Origin of the sequence: Pararhodobacter zhoushanensis, assembly GCF_003990445.1 — a bacterium.
GTDB classification, from domain to species: domain Bacteria; phylum Pseudomonadota; class Alphaproteobacteria; order Rhodobacterales; family Rhodobacteraceae; genus Pararhodobacter; species Pararhodobacter zhoushanensis.
This window is the reverse complement of record NZ_REEZ01000016.1, coordinates 50,119-64,418: the sequence shown is the minus strand read 5'-3', so window position 1 is coordinate 64,418 and position 14,300 is coordinate 50,119. Positions and strand designations below refer to the sequence as shown.

The following is a 14,300-nucleotide window of genomic DNA, read 5'->3' as shown; positions in this document are numbered from 1 at the left end:
CGATGCCCCCGAGGTGCGCCACCCGCTCACCCGATCCCCCAGAGCGCCCGCGCCTCGGCTGCGCTGGCCACCGACCGTCCCGCCGCGCGCGCCACCCGCGCCAGCGCCGCGACCAGCGCGCCATTGCCCGAGGCGCGCGAGCCGTCCGGCAGATAGAATGTATCCTCCAGCCCCGTGCGCAAATGCCCGCCCAGTTCCGCCGCGCGGCGGTGCAGATCCCAGACTTCGGCCCGGCCGATCACAGTGGTTTGCCACGGGCAGCCCTCGGGACGGTATTTCAGCAAGAGCGGCAACAGATCCGGGTCGGCGGGCATGCCCGACGACACGCCCATCACGAAATTCACCTGCGGGCGTTCCACGATGCCGACCTCGGCGAACATCGCGACCGAGCGCACGATCCCGGTATCGAAGCACTCGAATTCCGGCTTTGTCCCCGTCTCGTCCATCACGCCGACGATCTCGGCAACCTTGTCGACCGGGTTGTCGAACAACATCGGCGGCCATGCCCACTGCCCGCCCGAGCGCGTCTTGAGATAATTCAGCGAGCCCGCGTTGCAGGCCGCGATCTCGGGCCGCCCGGCACGCAGGCAGGCAATCGGCCCGGACTGGTCGCGCCCGACGATGCCGGTGGTGAAGTTCAGAATGACACCGGGACAGGCCGCGCGGATCGCCTCGGCCACTTCGACCGCCAGCGCGGGGTCCCAGCTGGGCAGATGCCCGCGCCCCGCGCCCTGCTGGCGGAAATGGACATGCATGCAGACCGCGCCTGCGTCCCAGGCCTCGTGCGCCGAGGCGGCCAATTCCTCGGGCGTCACCGGCACCGGGTGTTGGCGCGGGTCGGTCAGCACGCCGGTCAGCGCGCAGGTGATGATGGCGGTGTCTGTCATGGGCCTCTCCCTGCGTCCCAGCCTAACAAGCCCGCAAAAACAAGCAAGCGCTTGGTTGTTTTCCGCCACGTCACGGCGTAGACACGTTCCATGACCCCGCCCCTCTTCGATCCCGAAAAACCCCGTGACCGGCTGCTCTCTGCCGCCGCGCGGCTGTTTCACCGCCAGGGGTTTGCCGCCACCACCGTGCGCGAGATCGGGGCCGAGGTCGGCATCCTGTCGGGCAGCTTGTTCCACCATGTCAAAAGCAAGGAGGACATGCTCTTTGCCGTCATGGAACGCGTCATCAGCGCCATGCACGACGCCCTGCGCGCCGAACTGGCCAGCGCGAGCGACCCGCAAACCCGCCTGCGCGCGCTGATCAGCGTCGAGCTGCGCTACCTGCACGGCCCTGCCGCCGATGCCACGGGGGTTCTGTTCCACGAATGGCGCGCGCTGTCCGAGGCGCGGCGTGCCGTGCTGCTGGACGGGCGCAGCGCCTATTTCGCGCTATGGCAGCAGGTGCTGACCGACGCGCAGACTGCGGGTCTCACGACACTGGACCCCACGATGCTGCGGCAGTTCCTGCACGGGGCGCTCGCCTGGACAAGTTTCTGGTACAAGCCGGGCGGCGCGCTGGACCTTGAGGCGCTGACCGATCAGGCGCTGACCCTCGTCCTGCCCCCCTTGCGCTGACGGGGCCCGCGCCGCAGGATGCGCGCGATCTGGAGAGGTTTATGGACGATTTTGACAGCCTTCTGCGCGCCAATCCCGCGCCCGCCCCGCAAACGCGCCTGCTGTGGGAGGCGGTCGTGACCTGCCAGCCCAAGCAGGATCTGGGCATTGGCCCCTATGGCGAACGGTTCATCGTGCCCATCATTGGCGGGCTCTTTCGTGGCGCCGCGGGGTTCGAGACCCTTAGCGGCACTGTCCTGTCCGGCGGCGCGGACCGCCAATTGCTGCGCGCCGACGGGGTCAAGGAGTTGGAGGCGATTTACGAGATGCAGGTCGACGATGGCACCGTGCTGCATATCGAGAACCGCGTGACCATCGACGATCCCACCCCGAACGGCCGCTATGCGCTCTCGCATGTCAGGATCACCGCGCCCAGGGGCCGTTGGGACTGGCTGAACCGCCGGGTGTTTGTCGGCTCGATGAACAGTCTGCCCCCTGACCGTGGTGCGGTGAAGATCAACGTCTGGCTGGTCGAACCGGCGTGACCGACGCGCCCGAACCACAACCAGAGTTGCAACCGCCGCACACGTCCGCATGGCAGGGCACCGGCCGTCCGCGCAGGCCGCTGGGGCTGGTTGGTGCGCTGGTGGTCTTCGCGGTCTGGCTGGCGCTTTCCTCGCTGGGATTCCTGCCGGGCACCTTTGGCCCGATCGCTCAGGCGCCGGTGCCGCAAGCGCTCGCCACCGGCTTTCTGGTGCTGTGCCTGCTGGCGTTTCGCTGGTCGGATCTGGCGCTGGGCTTGCCCAGACCCGGCACGCAGCGGATCATGTGGTTGCCGTGGCTCTATCTGCCCGGTTTTGGCGCGCTGGTCGTCTGGGTCGGCACCCCTCCCGTGACGCAGCTGATCGGTCTGTTTGCCCTCATGGTCTGGATTGCGGTGTCCGAAGAGCTGATGTTTCGCGGCATCCTGTTCCCGGCCCTTCGGCGTCGGCTGCGGATCTGGCCCGCGATGCTGCTGACCAGCGGGGTGTTTGGCCTGATCCATATGGGCAACGGGCTGGAGATCGGTGACTTCCGCCCCGCCGCCGTGCAATCCGTCGCCGCCATATCGACCGGCCTTCTGCTGCTGGCCATGCGGTTGCGCCGAGGCTCGATCTGGCCTGCCGTGATATATCATCTGTTGTGGAATTTCGGTGCGTTCTCGCTGGAACTCGCGCTGCGCCAGCAGGGCAAGGACGGCGAGCCGGCGCTGTTTTCACTGATGATCCTGCCGCTGATCGTGGTGGTGCCGAACGGGCTTTACGCCCTGTGGCTGCTGCGCCATGCCGGGCGCGGCGACCTGCCCGGCGATGTCCCCGGCGCACCCTGAGACCCGCCAGTCGGCAAGCGACACCCCCGCCCTTCGCCGCAGCGCGGCGGGTGCTGGCGTTGCTGAAACCGGCATGAAACGCAGCGATGAGCGCCTAACCTGACCCACGCCAAACGTAACACCGGCAAATCAACGTGTTACAATGCGAAAGAGTCCAGGTGGTAGCCGCTGTGGGACTCGAACCCACACGCTCATACGAGCAACGGATTTTAAGTCCGGTCTGTCTACCATTCCAGCAAGCGGCCACTGCTAACGTTTTCAGCACGTTGGGGCGTTGGGCGCAAGGGCTCGGCAGGACCGTTTCAACGACCGTTTCAAGGTTCTCGTTCCGGTCCTGTTCTGTTCCATGCCCCAACAAATATCATTCCCGCCTCTCCTGCGCCTCTTTGGCTCGGGCCTTCTGCCGCGCTGCGCCCGCGTAGTGAGCAACCATCCTGGCGCTGGAATGGCCAGTGACCGACTGGATCAGCTCGTCACTGCACCCGAGGCGCGCCAACTCCGATGCCGCCGTGTGCCTCAAGCCGTGGATGTCGTGCCCTTCCCCGCCGATCTGCAATCGAACCCGCATCACATGGCCCTGCGCGGTCTTGTAGGACATCATCCGCCCGCCCCGCGTCGTGACGATGGTGAGACCGTCCTTTGCAGTCACGGCCAGCACGGCGCGCAGTTGAGGCGTGAGCGGCACCCATAAACGCGCACCGGTCTTGCCCTGGGTGACGTTGACCCCGCCTGCCTCGATGTCGTTCCAGCGCATCCGAAGCACGTCACTGATCCGCTGGCCTGTGCCCAGGCACAGTTCGAATATCAAAAGCGCTGGGCCTGTCGCTTTCGCGCGGAACGCTTCGACGAGATCAGCTGGCCACGGCTCGCGCGGTGCGGCCGTCGATTTGAGCAGGGAGACGCCCTTCGCCGGGTTGTCATTCCTCCAGCCGATGTCGTGCGCGTGTTCAAAAAGGATACGCAGGATCTGCACCAGGTAGTTTGCAAAGCGGACGGCCCCCGCGTTCTCATCCCGATAGGCGATGACGCTGCGGCGCTGCATCTTTGCCGGATCCAGCCCGCCTATCCGATCCACGATGAACGTCAGGACCTTGTCATAGTCAGCCTTTGTGCGAGGCGCGAGGCGGCTGAACCGGTTGCTCCGTTTGTAGCTCTCGATCAGCGCGGTGAATGTCTTCCCGGGCCGGACGGGCGCCCTGCCCTTCAGAGCTATAGCATACTCGGCCCAGAACTCGGGCGTGCCAAAGTCGGCCTGAATTCGCTGGGTCGTCTTCCCGCGGCAGAAATACAGGTAGCCCCGCTTCCCTTTGGGATAGACGAATTTCGGCAGTTCGCGCTTCATCGCTTCATGCTCACGAGGTCGAACTCATCACCAGCATCGCGCTCAAATGCAACCGGCGCAATGATGAGCGTACCGTCAGGCTTGACCTCTACTTTCAGACCTTCCTTTGCGGCCTGAATGGCCTCTCGCATGGCGGCGACTGTGATGATGGCTCGCATGCTCATTTCTGGGTCCTTCCGCATTTGACGCATTCGGTGTGATCGCCGATCCGCTCCCACTGATGGCGGCAGAGCAGGCGCTTTAGGGCGAGGTGGAGGCCTCGAACGATCATAGGGGCCTCATCCGCTGGGCGGGCCACCGGCCCCCTCACTCAAAGCTCGGCGTCCAGCGCGCGAGGCGCTGGGCGGCGGTGGCGGTTAGCGGAACGGAACGGGTGGTGCTCACAGTGGTCATCCTTTTTCGGCCATCGCCAGACGCGCCACGGCACGCGGGATGTTCAGGGTGGTTTGATCGTTCTGTCGCGACAGCGGGCGCTCGAGCCGGACAACCAACGCCCAGCAGCCCGGAGCCTGGTAGTCGATCCAGACGCGCAACATGCGGTCGCCATTCCAGTGGCGCAGCTCAACGTGGCTCCCGGGTTGCCCGGCCAGCCCCATCGGCAGAAGATCGAGCTTCGGGAAGGCCCGGCCAGCCGTCTTGGCGAACGCGCTCTTCTCTTGCGCCCAGCGCCAGAGGTAACGCAGCGCGCTGGGCGTCGGGCGCAAGCTGACCTCGGACGGGTGCCGCGTCATTGCGCAATAACCAGAAGAGCCGCGACGCGCTGGGCGGTCATTGCGAGATAGAACCACCCCGCCGCCCCGCCGATCGCAACACCAACGAGGATGTTGATCGCCAGAGCCTGCCATTCTGGCCGGTCGGCGCTGTCAGGGCGAAAGGTCATCGTGCTGGCCCCGCTGCGTAGAACTGCGGGCATGCCACGGCGTCGGCGAAGCTGAACGCCACCCCCTGCACGTTTTGGTGCGTCATGACCTTCGCGCAGCGCCCGCGCAGGGTGCCGTCCTTGCGGGGCTTCTCCGGGGTAAGATGCGCGCACTGGGCGCAGCTGCGCCCAAGCAGAGGCTCCGGCCATGTGACCTGACCCGGCCGATGCTGTGACATGCGCGCAGGAAGATCCGTGCGCATGGGCGATACCGGGCCGAGGCGGTCGATGATGGTGTCCATGGTCTCTCCCTTCGATGCCTTCGAGTATGGGAGCGAACGTATAGGGGGAATTTTCCCCCGTCAATAGAATATGGGGGATAATTCCCCCGGATTCAGCAGCCGAGCCGCCGCTAAGCACCAAGGCACGCAGGCGCGCCCTGGCAGCGCAAAGAAAAGCCCCGCTCTAGGCGGGGTGCGTCATCATTGAGTTCAGCAGACTTTCCGCCAGCGGCGGCCCACACGAGCTCGAAAAAGGTCACTCAATCTTTTGCACATATTCCGGCGGCAAGCTGAACTTAACCGGCGCCGCCCACTTGAGGCGTACACCATGAATGTTGCCTGCCTCGGGGTTCAGGGAAATCATGCTGAACGTGCCCTCCTCGCGGCCCACTCGCACAACCTTCACCCATGCCTTGCCAGATTCGTCTTCGCAGATGCAGATCTTGCCAATGGCCTCAGTAGGGACACCAACAACATCACGGCTGTAGAACAAGACCGTGCCAGGCTGGTAGACCGGGGACATGCTATCGCCCGCCACCTCTACTGCAACGATGCCGCGCGGACTAACACCCTCGGGCGTTCTTACGTGATATAATCCGTCGCCCTTGTCATAGGCATCAACAAGCTCGACAGACGCGCCCGCCCCGACACAGCCTGCCACCGCAACGGTAGGGCCTGCGAATGTCAGATTGCCCGCAAGAAAATCCTCTACCGACACGCCGAAGGCAGCGGCCACTTTCACGCCGTCGTCGAAATTCGTCGACTTAGCCTTGCCCTGCATGAGGCTCTTCAGCTGATCGTATGACACCCCGGCATCGATAGCGACACTGCGAAGCGACCGCTTGGTCGTCTCGATCGCAAACTCCAGGGCATCCTTGAAGGGCTTTTCCATGAGGGGAAATATACCCTCAAGCGGCGCTCGTGTAATGGAGGTGATTTCCCCTTGCGTACCGGGGGAATAATCCCCCATAAAGACCTCTATGGAACAGCTCATCTCAGACATCGAAGCCTACTGTGCGCAGTGTGGCACCTCGCCTCAAAGGCTCTTGAAGCTGGCAATCGGCGCAAACCACGGCCAGTGGCGAGACTGGAAAGACGGTAAATCCAGCCCTCGCTTTGAGACCGGTGACCGTGTTCGAGCCTACATGCGGGAAAATCCCCCGCTCCGTGCCGCTTCCTGATGCCATCCGAGCACCTCCCTTCCTGAACGCAAGATCCGTCTTTATCGGCCATCAACAAGGAAAACCGTTTTCAATGACCCTGCACCTTCGCGCCCATATGTTTGATGAGCTGGTCAAAGCCGCAGGCGGCCAGCCAGCCGCGATGGCAGCGATCGAGGCGGCTGTCGGGCATTCGGTATCTTCGGCCAGCCTGTCGCGCATTCAGAATGGCAACTCCGAACCTCCTTACTCGTGGGTTTGTGCTCTCGAAAACGCCACGCGACGCTACCCGTTCTCGAACATGCGGTCGCGCGAGTTGTCCGGGCTTCCGATGAAGTCCGGGCTGGCCTGCCATCTCGACATGCTGCGCGAGGCCACCGAGGGTGTGACTGCACTCGCAGCCTATGAGGCTGCGCCCGAAGACCCGCAGGCCATTGCCCGCGCCTATGCCGAGCTCGACGACGTGCATCGACTGACCGGTGATGCGATGGCTGCGCTTAAGACAAAGATGGGCGTTCGAGGGGGCGCCGTATGACCTATTCGCGCGACCTCCTCTCCGCGCGGATCGCTGTCGCCGTTTGTTCTCCCGTGGACGGCGGCAGCACCATTGCTCTGCCGAGCTATCGGCCGGAGGGCCCGGCATGATCTCGGCCCCTATGACCCGCGACCAGCTTGACGATTTGATTGCGACACTGCGAGTCGCCCTCGCCGCCGCGCCGGAACCCGACGCGGTCTTTGAGCTGGACCTGTCCGGGCCGGTGGCCGTGGTGACGTCTGACACCGGTTCCCTGACCTTCGAGGTGCAGCGCAGCCTTGGGCGGAAGCCGCCGCATTAAGCCAGCGGCCCGCGCCGCACAGCACCCGCAATTACCAGACCACAGCAGCGTGCCGCACCTGGCGCGCCCGATATTCTGCACCCTTGTCCCGCGCCTGCGGGCAGATGGAGGACACCATGCCCGACACCGCCTATGACGTCACCGCCGATGAGCTGCGCCAGTTTGTCGAGCGCTACGAGCACCTCGAGGCCGAAAAGAAGGATCTGGCCGAGCAGCAGAAGGAAGTCATGGCCGAGGCGAAGGGGCGCGGCTACGACACCGCCGTGCTGCGCAAGATTATCGCGCTGCGCAAGCGCGAGCCCGATGACATTGCCGAGGAAGAGGCAATCCTCGACCTCTACAAAGCTGCGCTGGGGATGAGCTGAGTGATGGCCGTCTCCCCTTCCTCGGCCTGCCTTGCCCTGCCCGGGCCGATCAGCACCAACAACCTGTTTTGCAACGTTCCGGGCAAGGGGCGTGTGCATTCGGCAAAATACAAGACGTGGCGCGCGAGCGTCCTCGATGCGATCCGCGCCAATGCCTCGCCGCGCTTCACCCTGCCGGTCGCGATCACGCTCTATGTCGGCGAGCACAGCGTCGGCAACATGGACAGCGACAACACGCTCAAGGGCTATCTGGATGCGTTCGTCCGGGCGGGCGTGATCGTTGACGACAGCCGCAGGTGGGTCCGCAGCGCGACGGCGGTGTGGACGCCAGCCATGGCCGGTGCCGTGGCGGTCATCGAGCTTGCGCCCCTTTCGCCGGTGGCCAGCGAGATCGTCGCCCTTGTGCCGCGCGGGCTTCGGGAGTTGCTGCGATGAAACGCGTTGTCCTGAGCGTCACCAAGACTGCCGCCGTCCAGACGCCATTGATGCAGCGGGACCGGCAAGAATTGAGGGCCGCATGATGCGTCAGCGCCCCCCAGATCGCCGTCCTTCGGTCACGCGGCAGGTCCTGTGGCAGCGTGATGATCACGCGCACGGCTTCACCGTCACGATCGGCTTTGACCCTGAAACAGCGGCACCGCTCGAGGTCTTTGCCGGCGGCAAGACCGGTTCGGACATGGCGGCGGTGATTTCCGACGCCTGCGTGCTGATCAGCATCGCGCTGCAGCTCGGCGCGGATCCCGCTGACCTCGGCCACAGCCTACTGAAGCTGCCCAGTGCCCGCTCTGCTGCCGATCACCACGCCTCGCCCTTGGGGGCGATCGTTGCCGCCGTGGCGGCTGAGATGACGCCTGCAGGCGCACGAGGTACCGCATGAGCCATATTGCGACGAACTGGGCCTTTGCCTTGGGCGACCTGCGCCCGGCCGAGAAGCTGCTGCTCTTGTGCCTGGCGGACTGTCACAACCCCCGGAACGGGTGTTTCCCGAGCCAGTCCTATCTGGCAGAGACCTCGTGCATGTCGCGTGCGTCGGTGAATGACAACCTCGCGCGGCTCGAGGAAAAGGGACACATCCAGCGTGTCCGATCGGTCGATCCCACCACGCGCCGGCAGCGGCCCACGCGCTATATTTTGGGGTTCGAGCCTGAGTTCGCACAAAGCCCGTGTCCAGAAACTGGACACGGCGAAACACGAACGGAAAAAGAACACGAGGCTGACCCGTGTCCAGAAACCGGACACGGAGCCGTGTCCAGATTGGACCCCGAGCCGTGTCCAGATTTACCGCAGAGCCGTGTCCAGAATCTGGACACTAACCCTGTAAGGGAACCTTTAAGGGAACCTGTAAACGACGAAGACGATGCGCGCGAGCGCGCTCGGCTGAATGTGGATTTTGTGAAGTCGATGGCCGAGGCTTTCGGTGAGCCGTCGCTCGCTGAGAGTGGATACTGGCCGATCGAAGCGCGGGATGGCCGGTATCGCGAGGCATGGACGGCGCTGGGCCTGACCGAGGCTCAAATGATTGCCACAGCCCGGGCCTTCGCCCTCGAGAAGCCCGACTTGCCGCAGGGGCCGCGCGCCCTGGGCCCTGCGATGGCCCGAGCGGCGAAGAATGCCAGCGGGTCCAAGAGCTCGAGGCGATCCCGCGGTGCCGAGAGCCCCCGCGCCTCTCTCGACGAGCGGGTCGAGTTCTGGCGCAAGCGCCTGACCGGCAGCGGCTACATCGCGCCGAACGCCATTTCGAGCGAGGTTCGAGGCGCACTGCTGGCGCGCGGTCACGTCACCGAGGCGCAGCTGCGCAAGCGGGGTGTTTGATCGTGGTCGATGATCTCAGCATCCGCACGCCCTCTGCTGAGGCCTTTCGCGGCCGCCAGCGCGGCACCGGGCGGTCGGCCGGGGGCAGTGCCACCGACAGGTTCGCCCGATGAGCTCTGCAGGACTCCCGTCGAGTGCCCAGGAGATCGCTGACATCATCGGGCGGGCTCGGGCGCTGTATCTAATTGGTATGCTGCCCACATCTGGCTCACGGCCATGGCGGCGGGTGCTCTACGTCCCGAAGCGCATGCCGCAGGATCACTGGTTGATCCAATGTCTGGGCCACGATGACGCGGAACGGATGCGGCGGCACTTCGGCGGCGCAATCCTCCAGCCCGCCAACTGTGGTTTCGTCGTGCGTGAGTTCCGCAATCGCGAGATCGCCCGCATGCGCGCTGACGGCAAAGCCCTGGATGAGATCGCTGAGGCGGTGGGGCTCTCTACCTATCGCGTGCGCGAGATCCTCAGATATCCGGCTGAGGGGAACCCGCCAGAGGAAAAAGGCACGGTAGCGGGCCAGACCGAGACCACAAAGGTGGTGAAGGGCAGGCAGGTGGCAGTGTGACGCAATACGAGCGGATCGAGCAGATCATCATCTCAATCCTTGCAGCAGCTGGGGCAGCGATCGTCACAGCATGTGCCTGGCTCGTGCGACGGGTGCTGACAAATCAGCGCCAAATCGAGCTTCTCGAGCGTGACCTCGCACACCGCAATGAGCAGCGCAAAGAGGACCGCGCCGCCATCGACGATGTCAGATCGTCGGTAATCAGAATTGAGAATGTCCTGCTCGACAAGAAGGGCTGACCATGCGCGATAGCTTCAATCTGGCCTTGAGGTGGGTGCTGGCGCACGAGGGCGGCTATGCAAACCACCCCGACGATCCGGGCGGCGAGACCAACCGGGGCGTGACGCGCCGCGTCTATGATGCGTTCCGCGCCCGCAAGGGTCTTGCCCTTAGGTCAGTGCGCGAGATCACCGACGCCGAAGTGACCGAGATCTATCGTCGGCAATACTGGGACGCGATCCAGGGCGACGCCCTGCCTGCTGGCGTCGACTATGCGGTATTCGATTTCGCTGTGAACAGCGGGCCGCGTCGCGCTGTACAGTTCCTGCAGCGCGCCGTTGGTGTCACTGCCGACGGCGTGATTGGCGAGGTGACACTCAATGCTGTCGAGAGAGCTGACCCGCAATCCCTGATCCCTGCCCTCTGCCGTGACCGCATGGCATGGCTGCGCACCCTGTCGCGGTTTGGTGTTTTTGGCGTCGGCTGGCGCCGTCGCGTGATGGGCGAGCGTCCTGATTGGGATGATGCCGACACTGGTGTCATCGACCGGGCGATTGTCATGGCCACCGCCCTGCCCGGCGCTGCCGCGCACATCCCTGACCCGCACGTGGCTGCCGGTCGCGCCGAGCCAGAGCCCGAGCGCCCCACCGACGGCGCTGCGTTCAGAGGGTCTGTTGCGCAGGTCGTGACCGGGGCTGGTGCGGCCGTGGCGGGCGTTGGCGCACTGGACGGCACTGCCCAGATCTTCGCCTTGGCATTCGCCGGGGCTGTCGTGCTGCTGGGGCTGTGGATCATGCGCGACCGCATCAAGCGGCTCGCTGATGGCGTGCAGTGATGATTGCGCGTCTGCGCCTTTGGCTATCGGCCGCATCGGCGGTTGCGTTCGCGGCTCTGTGCTTCCTGTTGCGTCTGCGCACGCAAGAGCGTGACGACGCTCTCGATCGAGCTGACCGGGCCGAGGGATACCGCAACACCAGACGGAGGCTTGATGATGCGCCTGATCTTCGCGGCGATCCCGCTGCTGCTCGCGACTGGTTGCGCGACCGCACCGGTCGCCGATCTTGAGGCACTGTGCGACGCGACACGGGCTGACCGCGCGGCGCACGCCGATGCCCTTCTCGCAGACGGTGGCGACGCCTCGGTGAGCACGGGCGCGACCCTGCTCGCGCGCACCGACGCCGCGTGCGTCCATGCCGATGCGGGGCAGTAGAGAGGCGCTGCCTAGCGTGGTCGCGCCGCGCCGACGGTGCTGGACGGTGATCTGGGTCGGACGGTGCGAGGACCAAGTCAAGTCACTGATAACGCTAGGAAATTTTCCGGGTCCTTTCTGGCCGGATTTACTGCGGGGGGCATGGAAGCGCAAAAATGTACATGTGCGAGGCCGCTGAAATCATGGGTTATTATTATAGGCAGCGCGCATGACGAACCGGAGGCAGACGGGCAGGATAGTCAACAGGACGGGGCTCGCTGAGCTCTTTGGCGTCGCTATGCCGACTATCGATCACTGGATCCGGAACGGCTGCCCTGTTGAGAAACGCGGCGGCAAGGGGCGCGAATACGAATTCAACACAGCCGCAGTTGCTACCTGGCGAGAGCTCAAGGCGCGGGATGAGGCAGCCGGCAACGTCACCGCCTCGGAACAGGAACTGAAGCGTCGCCGCTTGGCAGCGATGACCGGGCGCGAAGAGCTTGCGTTTGCTCGTGAGAAAGCCGACGTCGCGCCGGTTGCGCAGTTTGAGAGCGCCATGGTCAAGGCCTTCGCCGAGGTCCGCGCAAACATGCGCACCATCGCGTCGCGCGTGCCAAGGATGATCGTCGGTGAGAAAGACGAAGCGCGAATCCGTCACGTCCTCGAGGAAGAGGTCGACCGGGCTCTCGAGGCTCTGGCGGACTCGCAGCTGCTCAGCGCGGACGACCTTGAAGACGAAGACGATGACGGGGACGACACGGGGTGAGCGCGCCGTTTGGCAACGCGTCTGAGATCATCTTTGCGGTCTCTCGTGCGCAGCGGCACTTGCGGCCACCTCCTGACCTGCGTCCCACTGAGTGGGCCGAGCAATCAGTTAAGGCGCCGATCGGCAACGCCATCCCTGGCCTGATCCGGTTCGACAACGCGCCCTATCAGCGCGAGCCCTTGGATATGACGGCGGATCCTGACTGCCAGCGCATTACGCTCATGTGGGGCGCTCAAGTCGGCAAAACAATGCTCGCGCTGTGCGCGCAGGCGTATCGCATAGCTCAGAACCCTACGTCGCAGATCATGATGCAGCCGAGCCAAGGTGACCTGCACACCTGGCTGGAAACCAAGTTTAACCCGTTGGTCGAGGCGAGCGACGAGCTCCAGGAGCTGATTGCAAAGCCCCGCGGGCGTGACGGGGTAAACAACCAGCGCATGAAATCCTATCCGGGAGGGTTCCTGATGTTCAGCTGGTCTGGCAGTCCAAAGACCATGCGGGGACGCTCAGCCCCTTTCATCGTGTGTGATGAGACCGACGGCTACGATCGGACAGCCGAAGGCCATCCGGTCGGGCTTTTGTGGCAGCGCGCGGCAACCTTTGGAGATCAGCGCAAGCTGCTCGAGATAAGCACGCCGACAATCAAAGGTGCGAGCTGGATCGAGAGCGCGTTCGAGCAAGGCGATGGTCGCAGGTTCCATGTCGCCTGCCCGCACTGCGGCCACCACCAAACGCTGCGCTGGGCGCAGGTGGTCTGGGACAAGGGCGCAGGCGGTGAGCATTTGCCGTCCAGCGCGCGGTATCTTTGCGAGGCCGAGGACTGCGGCACGGTATGGTCCGATGGGGAACGCGTCGCCGCGATCAGGGACGCTGAGAAGGTCGGAGCAGGTTGGAAGGCCGAGCGGCCGTTCACAGGTCATGCTTCCTATCATCTTAACGAGCTCTACTCGACGATGCGAAAACTGCGCGACATCGTGCAGTCCTTCCTCGACAAAAAGGCGGCGAATGACCTTCAGACCTTCGTCAACGTGAGTTTGGCTGAGACCTGGGAAGAGGCTGGCGAGCAGCTGAAATCCTCGGACCTGATTGCCCGCGCGGAACGCTTCGCGGCACCGGTGCCCGCCGGCGGGCTAGTCCTGACCTGCGGTGTTGATATGCAAGAGGATCGCCTCGAGCTCGAAACCGTGGCTTGGGGGCTGGGGGAAGAAAGCTGGTCTGTCGACTATACCGTGCTCTGGGGCGATCCGCTTCACGGCGACGTTTGGGATGATCTGGACGCCCATTTGTCGCGCACCTGGCTGCACCAGTCCGGCGCGCAGTTGCCGATCTCGGCAACCTGCCTCGATACCGGGGGGCGCGGCGGCTACACACAAGCCGCCTATGACTATGCCAGAGGCAAGACCGGGCGCCGCCTCTTCGCGATCAAAGGGGTCGAAGGTTGGGGCCGCCCGATCGTCAGTGCACCGAGCAAGAAAAAATCCGGCCAGCGGGCGCGGAAGGTCGACCTGTTCTCGGTCGGCGTCGACGAGGCGAAACTAATCGTTGCGCGGCGGCTCGCCCAAACCGCCCTCGGCCCGGGTTACTGCCATGTTCCCGATGATCGTGACGCCGAATGGTTCGCGATGGCGACAGCGGAGAAGCTTGTCACCAAACATCTGCGCGGATTTGCCGTGCGCTCTTGGCACAAGACGCGTGACAGGAACGAAGCGCTTGACTGCCGTGTCTACGCCTATGCCGCGTTGAAGGTCATTAACCCGAATCTGCCGCGCCTGGCGAAGCGCCTGGCGACGGATGTCGACGACGACGAACCGACGCCAGCACCGGTGGAAACGATCAGCGCACCGCGTGCGCGGCTTCGGGCCTCTGCTGCTGCGCAGACGGCACAGGCGGGCATACCGCCAGAGGACCAAGAGCCACCGTCAGCGCAGTCTGCCGCCAAAGGCGCACGCCAGAAACGCCCGAAGCGCGGGGCGAGCTGGGTGAACAGGTGGTGAGG

General features: G+C 64.5%; 22 protein-coding genes and 1 tRNA gene. 15 read left to right on the top strand and 8 right to left on the bottom strand.

All coding sequences use genetic code 11. From position 1 onward, the window contains the following. Positions 1-26: 26 nt before the first annotated feature. A complete protein-coding gene (locus EAE28_RS22220; protein WP_127110437.1) occupies positions 27-887 on the bottom strand; it encodes a beta-keto acid cleavage family enzyme in 861 nt (286 codons plus the stop codon). Between the two features lie 90 nt (positions 888-977). On the opposite strand from EAE28_RS22220, the gene EAE28_RS22215 reads away from it, so the two are divergent. From EAE28_RS22215 to EAE28_RS22205, 3 genes are read left to right on the top strand one after another with little or no spacing between them, the layout of a single operon-like run. Continuing rightward, positions 978-1,562, top strand: coding sequence for a TetR/AcrR family transcriptional regulator (locus EAE28_RS22215; RefSeq protein ID WP_127110434.1), 585 nt, complete (start codon positions 978-980; stop codon positions 1,560-1,562). Positions 1,563-1,603: 41 nt separating this feature from the next. Continuing rightward, entirely contained in the window at positions 1,604-2,086 is a 483-nt protein-coding gene (locus EAE28_RS22210; protein ID WP_127110431.1) for a DUF3237 domain-containing protein, read from the top strand. Further along, complete coding sequence (locus EAE28_RS22205; RefSeq protein WP_127110429.1) at positions 2,083-2,910, top strand: CPBP family intramembrane glutamic endopeptidase; 828 nt, start codon at positions 2,083-2,085, stop codon at positions 2,908-2,910. Before EAE28_RS22210 ends, EAE28_RS22205 begins: the two co-directional genes overlap by 4 nt. Before the next feature lie 159 nt (positions 2,911-3,069). Here EAE28_RS22205 and EAE28_RS22200 read toward each other — a convergent pair. The 7 genes from EAE28_RS22200 to EAE28_RS22180 form a co-directional block, all read right to left on the bottom strand. Continuing rightward, positions 3,070-3,155, bottom strand: a tRNA-Leu gene (locus tag EAE28_RS22200). A 116-nt stretch (positions 3,156-3,271) separates the two neighbouring features. Next, positions 3,272-4,252 carry a site-specific integrase gene (locus tag EAE28_RS22195; protein ID WP_127110426.1) on the bottom strand — a complete coding sequence of 327 codons (981 nt, stop codon included), beginning with the start codon at positions 4,250-4,252 and terminating at the stop codon, positions 3,272-3,274. Further along, complete coding sequence (locus tag EAE28_RS23920) at positions 4,249-4,410, bottom strand: hypothetical protein (protein ID WP_164736747.1); 162 nt, start codon at positions 4,408-4,410, stop codon at positions 4,249-4,251. Before EAE28_RS23920 ends, EAE28_RS22195 begins: the two co-directional genes overlap by 4 nt. 231 nt (positions 4,411-4,641) lie before the next feature. Continuing rightward, positions 4,642-4,956, bottom strand: a complete 315-nt coding sequence (locus tag EAE28_RS22190) for a hypothetical protein (protein WP_127110424.1) — start codon at positions 4,954-4,956, stop codon at positions 4,642-4,644. A gap of 23 nt (positions 4,957-4,979) precedes the next feature. Then, positions 4,980-5,132, bottom strand: a complete 153-nt coding sequence (locus EAE28_RS23915) for a hypothetical protein (RefSeq protein WP_164736746.1) — start codon at positions 5,130-5,132, stop codon at positions 4,980-4,982. Beyond that, positions 5,129-5,413: a hypothetical protein gene (locus EAE28_RS22185; protein ID WP_127110422.1), complete on the bottom strand. Its 285-nt coding sequence runs from the start codon at positions 5,411-5,413 to the stop codon at positions 5,129-5,131. Before EAE28_RS22185 ends, EAE28_RS23915 begins: the two co-directional genes overlap by 4 nt. 235 nt (positions 5,414-5,648) lie before the next feature. Continuing rightward, positions 5,649-6,395 carry a S24 family peptidase gene (locus tag EAE28_RS22180; protein ID WP_342773127.1) on the bottom strand — a complete coding sequence of 249 codons (747 nt, stop codon included), beginning with the start codon at positions 6,393-6,395 and terminating at the stop codon, positions 5,649-5,651. Between the two features lie 251 nt (positions 6,396-6,646). Between EAE28_RS22180 and EAE28_RS22170 the strand changes: the two genes are divergently transcribed. From EAE28_RS22170 to EAE28_RS22115, 12 genes are all read left to right on the top strand, one after another. Further along, positions 6,647-7,087, top strand: coding sequence for a hypothetical protein (locus EAE28_RS22170; RefSeq protein ID WP_127110416.1), 441 nt, complete (start codon positions 6,647-6,649; stop codon positions 7,085-7,087). A 106-nt stretch (positions 7,088-7,193) separates the two neighbouring features. Further along, entirely contained in the window at positions 7,194-7,388 is a 195-nt protein-coding gene (locus EAE28_RS22165; protein WP_127110414.1) for a hypothetical protein, read from the top strand. 116 nt (positions 7,389-7,504) lie between these two features. Then, on the top strand, positions 7,505-7,753 hold the full coding sequence (locus EAE28_RS22160) for a DUF2312 domain-containing protein (protein ID WP_425466786.1): 249 nt from the start codon (positions 7,505-7,507) through the stop codon (positions 7,751-7,753). A 3-nt stretch (positions 7,754-7,756) separates the two neighbouring features. Beyond that, a complete protein-coding gene (locus tag EAE28_RS22155; RefSeq protein ID WP_127110410.1) occupies positions 7,757-8,188 on the top strand; it encodes a RusA family crossover junction endodeoxyribonuclease in 432 nt (143 codons plus the stop codon). A gap of 82 nt (positions 8,189-8,270) precedes the next feature. Next, positions 8,271-8,630 carry a TSCPD domain-containing protein gene (locus EAE28_RS22150; protein WP_127110408.1) on the top strand — a complete coding sequence of 120 codons (360 nt, stop codon included), beginning with the start codon at positions 8,271-8,273 and terminating at the stop codon, positions 8,628-8,630. Beyond that, on the top strand, positions 8,627-9,565 hold the full coding sequence (locus tag EAE28_RS22145; RefSeq protein ID WP_127110406.1) for a helix-turn-helix domain-containing protein: 939 nt from the start codon (positions 8,627-8,629) through the stop codon (positions 9,563-9,565). Before EAE28_RS22150 ends, EAE28_RS22145 begins: the two co-directional genes overlap by 4 nt. Before the next feature lie 109 nt (positions 9,566-9,674). Beyond that, positions 9,675-10,130, top strand: a complete 456-nt coding sequence (locus tag EAE28_RS22140) for a hypothetical protein (RefSeq protein ID WP_127110404.1) — start codon at positions 9,675-9,677, stop codon at positions 10,128-10,130. Further along, complete coding sequence (locus tag EAE28_RS22135; RefSeq protein ID WP_127110402.1) at positions 10,127-10,369, top strand: hypothetical protein; 243 nt, start codon at positions 10,127-10,129, stop codon at positions 10,367-10,369. The genes EAE28_RS22140 and EAE28_RS22135 overlap by 4 nt, the downstream gene beginning before the upstream one ends. A gap of 2 nt (positions 10,370-10,371) precedes the next feature. Next, positions 10,372-11,184: a glycoside hydrolase family 108 protein gene (locus tag EAE28_RS24055; protein ID WP_220443982.1), complete on the top strand. Its 813-nt coding sequence runs from the start codon at positions 10,372-10,374 to the stop codon at positions 11,182-11,184. A gap of 153 nt (positions 11,185-11,337) precedes the next feature. Next, positions 11,338-11,559 carry a hypothetical protein gene (locus tag EAE28_RS22125; protein ID WP_127110400.1) on the top strand — a complete coding sequence of 74 codons (222 nt, stop codon included), beginning with the start codon at positions 11,338-11,340 and terminating at the stop codon, positions 11,557-11,559. Positions 11,560-11,767: 208 nt separating this feature from the next. Further along, positions 11,768-12,304 (top strand): terminase small subunit, encoded by a 537-nt coding sequence (locus EAE28_RS22120; RefSeq protein ID WP_127110398.1) that lies wholly within the window; start codon positions 11,768-11,770, stop codon positions 12,302-12,304. After that, positions 12,301-14,298, top strand: coding sequence for a phage terminase large subunit family protein (locus EAE28_RS22115; RefSeq protein ID WP_127110396.1), 1,998 nt, complete (start codon positions 12,301-12,303; stop codon positions 14,296-14,298). Before EAE28_RS22120 ends, EAE28_RS22115 begins: the two co-directional genes overlap by 4 nt. The last annotated feature ends 2 nt before the right edge of the window (positions 14,299-14,300 follow it).

What these genes read in the sequence shown, in the direction of transcription:
- EAE28_RS22140 (WP_127110404.1), top strand. Translation starts at nt 9,675, where the DNA reads ATGAGCTCTGCAGGACTCCCGTCGAGTGCCCAGGAGATCGCTGACATC.
- EAE28_RS22180 (WP_342773127.1), bottom strand. Translation starts at nt 6,395, where the DNA reads ATGTCTGAGATGAGCTGTTCCATAGAGGTCTTTATGGGGGATTATTCC.
- EAE28_RS22195 (WP_127110426.1), bottom strand. Translation starts at nt 4,252, where the DNA reads ATGAAGCGCGAACTGCCGAAATTCGTCTATCCCAAAGGGAAGCGGGGC.
- EAE28_RS24055 (WP_220443982.1), top strand. Translation starts at nt 10,372, where the DNA reads ATGCGCGATAGCTTCAATCTGGCCTTGAGGTGGGTGCTGGCGCACGAG.
- EAE28_RS22165 (WP_127110414.1), top strand. Translation starts at nt 7,194, where the DNA reads ATGATCTCGGCCCCTATGACCCGCGACCAGCTTGACGATTTGATTGCG.
- EAE28_RS22125 (WP_127110400.1), top strand. Translation starts at nt 11,338, where the DNA reads ATGATGCGCCTGATCTTCGCGGCGATCCCGCTGCTGCTCGCGACTGGT.
- EAE28_RS22210 (WP_127110431.1), top strand. Translation starts at nt 1,604, where the DNA reads ATGGACGATTTTGACAGCCTTCTGCGCGCCAATCCCGCGCCCGCCCCG.
- EAE28_RS22160 (WP_425466786.1), top strand. Translation starts at nt 7,505, where the DNA reads ATGCCCGACACCGCCTATGACGTCACCGCCGATGAGCTGCGCCAGTTT.
- EAE28_RS22150 (WP_127110408.1), top strand. Translation starts at nt 8,271, where the DNA reads ATGATGCGTCAGCGCCCCCCAGATCGCCGTCCTTCGGTCACGCGGCAG.
- EAE28_RS22120 (WP_127110398.1), top strand. Translation starts at nt 11,768, where the DNA reads ATGACGAACCGGAGGCAGACGGGCAGGATAGTCAACAGGACGGGGCTC.
- EAE28_RS22185 (WP_127110422.1), bottom strand. Translation starts at nt 5,413, where the DNA reads ATGGACACCATCATCGACCGCCTCGGCCCGGTATCGCCCATGCGCACG.
- EAE28_RS22220 (WP_127110437.1), bottom strand. Translation starts at nt 887, where the DNA reads ATGACAGACACCGCCATCATCACCTGCGCGCTGACCGGCGTGCTGACC.
- EAE28_RS23920 (WP_164736747.1), bottom strand. Translation starts at nt 4,410, where the DNA reads ATGCGAGCCATCATCACAGTCGCCGCCATGCGAGAGGCCATTCAGGCC.
- EAE28_RS22215 (WP_127110434.1), top strand. Translation starts at nt 978, where the DNA reads ATGACCCCGCCCCTCTTCGATCCCGAAAAACCCCGTGACCGGCTGCTC.
- EAE28_RS22155 (WP_127110410.1), top strand. Translation starts at nt 7,757, where the DNA reads ATGGCCGTCTCCCCTTCCTCGGCCTGCCTTGCCCTGCCCGGGCCGATC.
- EAE28_RS23915 (WP_164736746.1), bottom strand. Translation starts at nt 5,132, where the DNA reads ATGACCTTTCGCCCTGACAGCGCCGACCGGCCAGAATGGCAGGCTCTG.
- EAE28_RS22145 (WP_127110406.1), top strand. Translation starts at nt 8,627, where the DNA reads ATGAGCCATATTGCGACGAACTGGGCCTTTGCCTTGGGCGACCTGCGC.
- EAE28_RS22170 (WP_127110416.1), top strand. Translation starts at nt 6,647, where the DNA reads ATGACCCTGCACCTTCGCGCCCATATGTTTGATGAGCTGGTCAAAGCC.